This window comes from Dactylosporangium sp. NPDC051087, from assembly GCF_055586325.1.
Map to the genome: position 1 here is coordinate 61553 of NZ_JBVJIJ010000045.1, position 8813 is coordinate 70365.

General features: G+C 72.5%; 5 protein-coding genes. 3 read left to right on the forward strand and 2 right to left on the reverse strand.

Going from position 1 to position 8813, the window contains the following annotated elements:
• Positions 1 to 559: 559 nt before the first annotated feature.
• Both ACZ6TV_RS50240 and ACZ6TV_RS50245 read left to right on the forward strand, forming a co-directional pair.
• Entirely contained in the window at positions 560 to 1465 is a 906-nt protein-coding gene (locus tag ACZ6TV_RS50240) for a septum formation family protein (RefSeq protein WP_465307926.1), read from the forward strand.
• Position 1466: 1 nt separating this feature from the next.
• Complete coding sequence (locus ACZ6TV_RS50245; RefSeq protein ID WP_465307928.1) at positions 1467 to 2891, forward strand: LLM class flavin-dependent oxidoreductase; 1425 nt, start codon at positions 1467 to 1469, stop codon at positions 2889 to 2891.
• A gap of 161 nt (positions 2892 to 3052) precedes the next feature.
• Here the strand turns inward: ACZ6TV_RS50245 and murD are convergent, their stop codons facing one another.
• Positions 3053 to 4402 carry a UDP-N-acetylmuramoyl-L-alanine--D-glutamate ligase gene (gene murD / locus ACZ6TV_RS50250; protein ID WP_465307930.1) on the reverse strand — a complete coding sequence of 450 codons (1350 nt, stop codon included), beginning with the start codon at positions 4400 to 4402 and terminating at the stop codon, positions 3053 to 3055.
• Positions 4389 to 5693 (reverse strand): MurL-like N-terminal domain-containing, encoded by a 1305-nt coding sequence (locus ACZ6TV_RS50255; RefSeq protein ID WP_465307932.1) that lies wholly within the window; start codon positions 5691 to 5693, stop codon positions 4389 to 4391. The genes murD and ACZ6TV_RS50255 overlap by 14 nt, the downstream gene beginning before the upstream one ends.
• A 585-nt stretch (positions 5694 to 6278) precedes the next feature.
• On the opposite strand from ACZ6TV_RS50255, the gene ACZ6TV_RS50260 reads away from it, so the two are divergent.
• Positions 6279 to 8693, forward strand: coding sequence for a transglycosylase domain-containing protein (locus ACZ6TV_RS50260; RefSeq protein WP_465307934.1), 2415 nt, complete (start codon positions 6279 to 6281; stop codon positions 8691 to 8693).
• Positions 8694 to 8813: the final 120 nt, after the last annotated feature.

Sequence of the window (8813 nt, forward strand, 5' to 3'; positions counted from 1 at the left end):
CACCGCAACAGCCGCCTGCGCCGCAGCCGTTCGCCGCGCCGCAGCCCTTCGCCGCGCCGCAACCCTTCGGAGCCCAGCAGCCCTTCGGGGCCCCGCAGCCGTTCGGAGCCCCGCCACCGGCAAGCGCCCCGCCGCAGCCGTTCGGAGCCCCTCCACCCGCGAGCGCACCACCCGCGAGCGCGCCACCCGCGAGCGCACCACCCGCGAGCGCGCCACCGGCGAGCGCACCACCGCAGCCGTTCGGGACCCAACCGCCGTACGGAGCGCCGCCGCCGGCAAGCGCCCCGCCCGCGAGCGCACCACCGCAGCCGTTCGGAGCCCAACAGCCCGGCCCGCCGCAGCCGTACGGGGGCCCGCCACCGCTGGGCGGTCCGCAGCCGTACGGGGCGCGGCAACCGCACGGCGCGGCGCCCCAGCGGGACAAGCTGGTCGTCCCGCTCATCATCATCGTCGCGACGCTGCTCGTGCTGTGCCTGGCAGGCGCCGCCGGCGCCGTCTTCTTCCTGCGGGAGGAGCCCGGCGCCGACGACAAGACCTCAGAGATCGTCGGCGGCTGACCGTGCGGCGGCGTGCGACGGTCGCGGCGCTGTGCCTCACGGCGGCCCTCGCCGGCTGCGGTGCCCCCGCCGGCACCGACGGAGATCTCGCCAACGGCTGGCCCGCGCTGCCCGCCGCCTCCTACTCCCCGCCCGCCGTCGGCGCCTGCCTGAAGGGCGCGGCCGGCGCGTTCGAGCCGTCGGTGGCGCCGCTGCAGGCCACGGACTGCGCCGAGCCGCACGCCGTCGAGGTCGTCGGCGGCGGTCCCGTCCCCGACGCCGCCGCGCCGCCCGCCTGGGACAGCGACGCCAGCCGCGCCGCGTACGCCGAGTGCGACAAGGCCGCCGCCGCCTACCTCGGCGGCGACTGGCGCACCGGCCGGCTGTTCCCCGTCTTCCGCATGCCGGCGCCCGCCGTCTGGCAGGCCGGCGGGCGGCAGTACCTGTGCGGGATCGCCGAGGCCGCCGACGACCTGTTCGCGCCGCTGGACCGCACCGGCAGCGTCAAGGGCGGCCTGGGCGGCGAGGCGCAGGACAAGCCGCTCGCGCTCACCTGCGTCCAGCTGTCCGGCGGCGCCCTGGACGGCAAGGGCTTCTACGGCACCGTCGACGGTGTCAAGCCGGTCGGCTGCGACACCCCGCACGACACGGAGTTCGTCGGCGCGTGGACGGCCCCCGCCGGCGAGTACCCGTCGCAGCAGCGGCTCAAGGAGCTCGCCGGGGACGCCTGCTACCTGAAGATCGCCCAGTTCCTCGGGATCTCGCAGACCGCCCTGTACCAGCGCGGCGACATCTACACGTTCTGGACCGGGCTCACCGCCAACCAGTGGGCGCTCGGCGACCGCACGGCCCACTGCTTCCTGAACGTGTCGACGAAGACGCCGCTGCGGGCCTCGGTCCGCGGCCTCGGCACGAAGAAGCTGCCATAAGGTGCTGACGCTGCCGGACCCCTGCGTGGTCGTGCTGGTCGGGCCGGGCGCGGCCGGGAAGTCGACGTGGGCGGAGGCGCACTTCGCGGCGGGGCGGATCGTGAGCAGCGACCGGCTGCGGGCGCTCGTCGGCGCCGGCGAGGACGACCTGAGCGCCAGCGCCGACGCGTTCGCGCTGCTCGACACGATCGTCGCGCAGCGGCTGCGGCGCCGGCTGACGACCGTCATCGACACGCTCGGCCTCGACGCGGGGCGGCGGGCGGCCTGGGTCGCGGCGGCGCGGGAGCACGGGCTGCCGGTGGTCGCGATCGCGTTCGACACGCCCGCCGCGCAGTGCCGGGCCCGCAACCGGGCCAGGACCATCGGGCGGATCCCGGCCGACGCGCTCACCACCCAGCTGCGGACCTGGGCGAGGACCAGGGAAGGGCTCGCGGCGGAGGGGTTCGACGCGGTCCACACGCAGACCCCCGTGCGGACGGTGCAGGAGTCCTTCGCCGGGGCCGCGGAGGCGCACCGCCGCCAGGAGGACGACCCGGCGCGGCTGCGGTTCGGCCTGCACATCGGCGAGTTCGAGGACGTCGACGTACGAGCCACCGCGACCGCCGCCGAGGACGCCGGCTTCGACGCGATCTACGTGATGGACCACTTCCGGCAGATCCCGCAGCTCGGCCGGGCCTGGCAGCCCTTCCTGGAGAGCTACACGACCCTGGCCTACCTCGCGGCGTGCACGACCAGGGTGCGGCTCGGCGCGCTGGTCACCGGCATCACGTACCGCAACGTCGCGCACCTCGGCAAGATCGTGGCGACCCTGGACGTGCTCAGCGGCGGCCGGGCGGTGTGCGGGCTGGGACTCGCCTGGTTCAAGGAGGAGCACGTCGCCTACGGCTGGTCGTTCCCGTCCGTCGCCGACCGCTACGCGCTGCTGGAGGACGCGCTGCGGGTACTGCCGCTGCTGTGGGGCAAGGGCAGCCCGCGGTTCGAGGGGCGGGCCCTGACGGTGCCGGAGGCGCTGTGCTACCCGCGGCCCGTGCAGGAACGGGTGCCGATCATCGTCGGCGGCAACGGCGAGCGGCGCACCCTGCGGCTCGCTGCGACCTACGCCGACGCCGCCAACGTCATGGGTGACCTCGCCACCGTGCGGCGCAAGGCCGGGGTGCTGCGCGGGTACAACCCGGACACCCGCCTCACCCACCTGGGCACCGCGCTCGTCGCGGCCGACGACCGGCACCTCGCCGACCTCGTCGAACGCCGCCGCGGCCGCCGGTCCCGGGAGTCCTACGCGAAGGACGTGAACGCGGGCACCGTCGCCGACCACATCGGCCGCTTCCGGCAGCTCGCCGACGCCGGCGTGGGCGAGGCGATGGTCCGCCTGCCGGACCCGGAGTACGTCGGGCCGATGGCCGAGGTGATGGCGGCGTTCCGTTAAGGCGTGTTTGGTCGGTGGGGTCGGAGCGAGGCGAGGTCCAGGCGTCGGCTGGGGCCGCGCCGGGCGCGCCTGGATACCGGTGTTGTATCCAGGTGTGACCGGCGTGGTTCCAGGCGGCGTCTGGGCCCGCCGCAGCCCGGCATCCACTGACCAAACACGCCTTAGCTGGCGGAGTCGGCGATCGCCTGGCGGAACACCTTCGAACGGTGGGCGTAGTTGTCGAAGCGGCCGTAGCTGGGCGCCGCCGGCGACATCAGCACGACACCACCCGCGGGGGTCACCTTCCGGGCGAGGGCGACCGCGTCGACGAGGCTGTCGCTGACGTACGTGGTGAGCAGCGGCAACCCTTCGAGGAGTCCGACGAGCCGGGCCCCGCTGTCCGGCATGCCGATCACGGTCGTCGGTGCGGTGGCGGCGGCGAAGTACTCGCGCAGCGGCGAATAGTCGACGCCGCGGTCCTCGCCGCCGAGCAGGACCGTCAGCGGCCGGTCCCGGAACGCCTCGATCGCGTGGATCGCGGCCTGCGGGATCGTGGACAGCGAGTCGTCGACGAACGTGAGCCCGGACGAGTCCTCGATGCGTTCGAGGCGGTGCGGCAGCCCGGCGAACGCCCCGAGGGCGGCCTGCAGGTCCGGCGCCGCCGCCACCACGTCGACGCCGTAGGCCCGCAGGACGCCGAGGGCGACGCAGAGGTTGGCCTCGTTGTGGGTGCCGAGCAGGCGCAGCGCCGTGCGGGGGAACAGCCGTGTGCCGCCGAGGCGGAACTCGCCGTCGCGGACGTGGAAGGAGTCCTCGCCGCCGACGACGTGCAGCGGCAGGCCGGTGAAGCGGCGGCCGAGCTCCGCCAGCACGGACGCGGACCCGGCGTGCACGACCACCGCCTCGGGGCCGTTGGCGACGAGGTTGAGCTTCACGCGGTAGTACTCGTCCTCGCCGCCGGTCCAGTCCAGGTGCTCCGGGAACAGGGAGGTGACCGCCGCGACGCGGGGCGAGTCGTCGAGGTCGGCGCACTGGTACGCCGACAGCTCCAGCACATAGGCGGGCGCGGCCGGCAGGTCCAGCACCGGGATGCCGATGTTGCCGCCGAGCTCGTTGGGCCGGCCGGCGGCGGTGAGCAGGTGGCTGACGAGGCTGCTCGTGGTGCTCTTGCCCTTGCTGCCGGTCACCCCGACGGTCTCGGCGCGGTGCGCGGCCATCCACAGCGCGGTGCCGCCGGTGACCCTGACCCCGGCCTCGCGCAGCAGCACCATCCACGGGTGGGTCTGCGCGACGCCGGGCGAGCGGACGACGACGTCGGCGGCGCGCAGCGCGTCGAACCCGGCGGGCCCGGCGTGCAGCGGCGCGAGCGCGGCGAGCTCCGGCGACCAGTCCTTGGCCAGGAAGTTCTGCCGGTCGTCGACGACGACCAGCGACGCGGGGGCGGACGGCGCGATCGCGCGGACGGCGGCGACGCCCTCCCGGCCGGTGCCCCAGACGGCGACGCGGCGGCCGCGCAGGTCAGCGAGCTGCACCGAGACCCTCCAGGGCGGCGAGGTAGACCGGCGGGACCAGGTTGGGTCCGTCGCCGCGGAACGTGGCTTCGACCTCGGCGTCCGGCGGCAGCGTCGCCTCCGCGGTGAGCGCCGACACGATGAGGGTGTCCTTCCACTCGTCCTGCTCCGCGAGCAGCCGCAGCGCGACGAGGGACTCCTCGATCTCACCCACGCACTCGAACGGCTTGTGCGCGGTGAGGCCCATCAGTTCGCGATACCCCGGCAGCTGCGTGGCGTCGGCGAAGATGTCGGTGCCGAAGATCCCGAGCAGGCGCTCCCGGCCGGTGAACGGCGCCATGGCGAGGAACACGAACCGGCACTTCGGGCAGTGCCCGCACCACCGGTCGGTCGCGTCGCGCTGCTTGAACGCCGCGTTGCAGCTGGTCACGACCGCGTCGTAGGCGGTGAACTTCGCGAACAGCGCGGCGATGTGCAGCTCCGACAGGCCGCGCAGCAGCGAGAAATACGCCTCCTGCAGGCCGGCGTGGGCGAGTAGCGCGTCGCGGAGGTGCGCCTCGGCGGGCAGGCCCTTCGACCACTGGTGGTTGATGTCGCGGCCGAGCCACTCCAGGTTGGGCACTGAGGCGGAGGCCTCGTTGGACATGACGACCGGCCCGACTCCGTGCATGAGCGACGCGGCGACCGCGATGAGCGAGTTGATCGCCGTGACGGGGATGTGGCCGTTGTACGCCCCGGCGGCGTTGAGCTCGCGCATGCGCGGGTCGAGCGTGCGGCGGACGGTGCGGACCGGCTGCGGCGACACCGCCATGACGCTCTTGATGATCGGGTTGGGGTTGACCGCGAACAGCACCGGGTCGAGGCCGGCGCGCTGCAGCGCCTCCATCGTGACGATCGAGTCCTTGCCGCCGCCGACCGCGGCCAGGGGCGGCCCGGCCGGCTCGTGGATCTCGGCGGGCGGCTCGGCGTAGGGGCCGGGGACGATGTCCAGGTCCAGAACGTAGGCGAGCTTGTTCTGGTACGCGAACTCGCCGAGGCCCTCGCGATACAGCGCGAACACCCACGGCAGCGCCTTCTCGGCGAGCGGGAACCCGAGCTCGACCCGCTCCGGCGCGGCGATCTTGTAGTAGGACGTCGACGCCGCCACATACAGCAGGTCGAGGACCCCGTCCAGGGCCGGCGGCAGGACCGACGGCGGTCCGAAGTCGACGGTCTCGGTGAGCACGAGGTCACCGAGCGCGTAGTGGAAGCGGGCGACGCCGGTCGACGGGTCGAACTCCCGACCGGGGAAGCGCAGCGCTTCGACATTCACGCGGGATCTCCTAGCTTCGCGACGCGGACCGGGCAATCCTAGCCTCCGCACGGACCGCGCCGGTCGCTGTCCGCAGTCGGGTTCCCGCCTGCCCTGCGTCACATCGACGCTCACCGAACGTGACCGGGATCGCTCTCTATGGCGGGAACACGTACGCTCTGGCCATGCGTGCCCAGGGGCAGGTCGCGGGTTCGGCGGCGTCGGCGTTGACGCTGCGTGAGTCCCGTGGCAGCTGGGTGATCCCGGTCCCGTGACCTGCACGGTGGCTGGGCGAGTGACGGCAACCCCGCCGTCCGCTGCCGGACGCACAGACTCTGGGGGCTATGCAGCGTGGGACAGATGCACTACGGCGAGCCGGTCAACCCGGCATCGGGCAGGGCGAGCGTGCCGGGTCCGCCCGGCGGGCCAGGAGGGCCGAGCGGTCCGTTCGACGGTGACGGGCCGCCCACCGGCCGCGCTTCCGTAGGACGGGCGGGTGTCGGCAGGGCCGGCGTGCCCTCCCCCGGCGAGCCGGTGACCGGGCGGGCCTCGATCCCGGGCCCGGGCCCGGGTCCGGGTCCGGCGCCGGACTTCTCGAAGGGTCCGATGCGGGGCTCGGCGCAGGTTCCGGTGCAGGGCGCGGTGCGGGCCTCGGCCTCCGTGCAGGGCTCGGCGCGCGTGGCGGCGCCCGCCGCCGCGGCGGACATCCCCGAGGGGCGGCCCGCCGCCGGCTCCCGCGCGAAGAAACGCCGCCGGCGCAACATCATCATCGCGTCGCTCGCCGCGTTCATCATGCTCACCGGCATCGGGCTGGTCGCCGGCACGTACTACTTCGACGCCGTGGAACTGCCCGACGACATCGCCCTGGACCAGTCGACGTCGATCTACTACGCCGACGGCCCGCTGATGGCGCGGATCGGCAGCAAGAACCGCACGCTGGTGAAGTTCGAGGACATCCCGGAGCACGTGCAGCACGCCGTCGTCGCGGCCGAGGACAACTCGTTCTACACCAACGACGGCGTCGACTACATGGGCGTCGCCCGTGCCGCGTGGAACAACCTCACCGGCGGCGAGCTGCAGGGCGCGTCGACGATCAGCCAGCAGTACGCCCGGAAGTGGGCGACCCTCGAAGGCGTCACCTACGGCCGGAAGGTCCGCGAGGCCATCATCGCGCTCAAGCTGAACCAGCAGTACAGCAAAGAGCAGATCATGACGATGTACCTCAACATCGTCTACTTCGGCCGCGGGGCGGACGGCATCCAGGCGGCGTCGTACGCCTACTTCAACAAGTCGGTCAAGGACCTGACGGTGACCGAGGGCATGGTCATCGCCGGGATCATCAAGAACCCGAACGGCAACAACGAGAAGGGCAGCCCCTTCGACCCGACGGTCAACAAGGAGGAGGCGCAGGGCCGCTTCGACTACATCAAGCGGCAGATGGTGGCCCTGAAGTTCATGTCCGAGACCGACGCGGCGAAGCTCGGGCTGCCGGAGACGGTGATCACCCAGGCGCAGAACCGGGCCAACAACCTGGTGGCCAACACGTCGCTGGACAAGCCCGAGGGCCTCGCCGTGCACCACGTGCTGCAGGAGGTCGCGGGGATCACCGACCCGAAGACCGGCGCGCTGCTCTACGAGGACGTCGACCCGCAGGGCAAGAAGAACTTCGACAAGATCCGCAACGGCGGTCTGAAGATCATCAGCACCCTCGACTCCCGCATGCAGCAGGTCGCGGTGCAGGAGGGCAGCGCCACCAGCAAAGAGTCCAACATGTACGGCCAGAAGCCCAACCTGCAGGCCGCCCTGGTCGCGGTGGAGCCGGGCACCGGCGCCGTCAAGGCCTACTACGGCGGCGACAAGGGCTCCGGCAACGACTACGCCGGCTTCTACATGGACCCGGTGCTGAGCGACGGCGAGCCGAACTGCTGCGGCGGGCACCCGCCGGGCTCGACGATGAAGGTCTACACCCTCGCCACCGCGCTGATGGCCGGCTACAGCATCGACTCCTACTGGAACGGCGTGCCGCAGGACTTCCCGGGCCGCACCGCGGCGCTGAAGAACCAGGTGAAGAACGCGACCGAGGGCCCGATCCCGAAATGCAAGTCGGGCTCCGGCACGTGGTGCACCCTGGACGAGGTCACGGTCGAGTCCCTCAACGTGCCGTTCTACGCGATCACGCTCCAGCTCGGCGTCGACAAGGTGATCGACACCGCGCGGGCCGCGGGCATCACCAGCATGTGGGCCACCGTCAAGGTCGACGGCAAGGACGTGTCGCAGCGGCAGGACCTGGTCAAGCAGTCCGGCAAGGACGTCGCGAAGTACTTCGGCAACGAGGTCGGCTTCGGCCAGTACCCGATCACCGTGCTGGACCACGCGGGCGGCATGGCCACCTTCGCCGCCCGGGGCCTGGCCGCGAAGACCCACTTCCTGAAGGAGATCTGGAAGGAGGACACCCGCACCTACGCGGAGGTCCTGAAGCCGACCCGGATCCCCGGCTTCACCGAGGGGATGGCCGACGACCTCACCACCGTGCTGCGGGGCGTGCCGGTGCACTACGACCTGAAGGCCGCGCACGGCTACCAGCTCGCCGGCAAGACCGGCACCTGGCAGCTGGGCAACACCACGGACAACGCGCACGCCTGGATGGGCGGCTACGTCCCCTACGACAAGGCGAAGAACGCCCCCGGCCTCGCCGCCGCCGTCTGGGTGGGCAACAAGGGCAACGAGGAACCCATCGAGTTCAAGAACGGCTCGAAGATCATCGGCGGCAAGCTGCCCGGGCCGATCTGGCGGGACTTCCTCGACGGGGCGCTGACCAAGGTCAAGATGCCGAAGGTGTCGTTCCTGCCCTCGAAGGGCGTCGGCGACAAGGACGTCGGCACGGGCGTCACCCCCAGCGCGAGCACGCCCGTCGACCCGGCCAACCCGAGCCCCGGGCCCAACCCGAACCCGAATCCGAGCAACAGCACCAGCACGAGCCCGAAGGCCAGCCCGAGCGTGAGCCCGAGCAAGCGCAACTGACCCGCTCGTACACCGGCGGGGGGGGGGGCGAGGGGGTGGGGGGCTTTTCTATTTTCCGGGGGGAGCTCGGGCGCTTCCTCGTTCTCTGCGGGGCTCCACGTACCGATGATACCACTTTCC

Bases quoted from the DNA above. Each gene is read 5' to 3' on its own strand.
- ACZ6TV_RS50260 (WP_465307934.1), top strand. From the start codon at position 6,279: ATGCGGGGCTCGGCGCAGGTTCCGGTGCAGGGCGCGGTGCGGGCCTCG.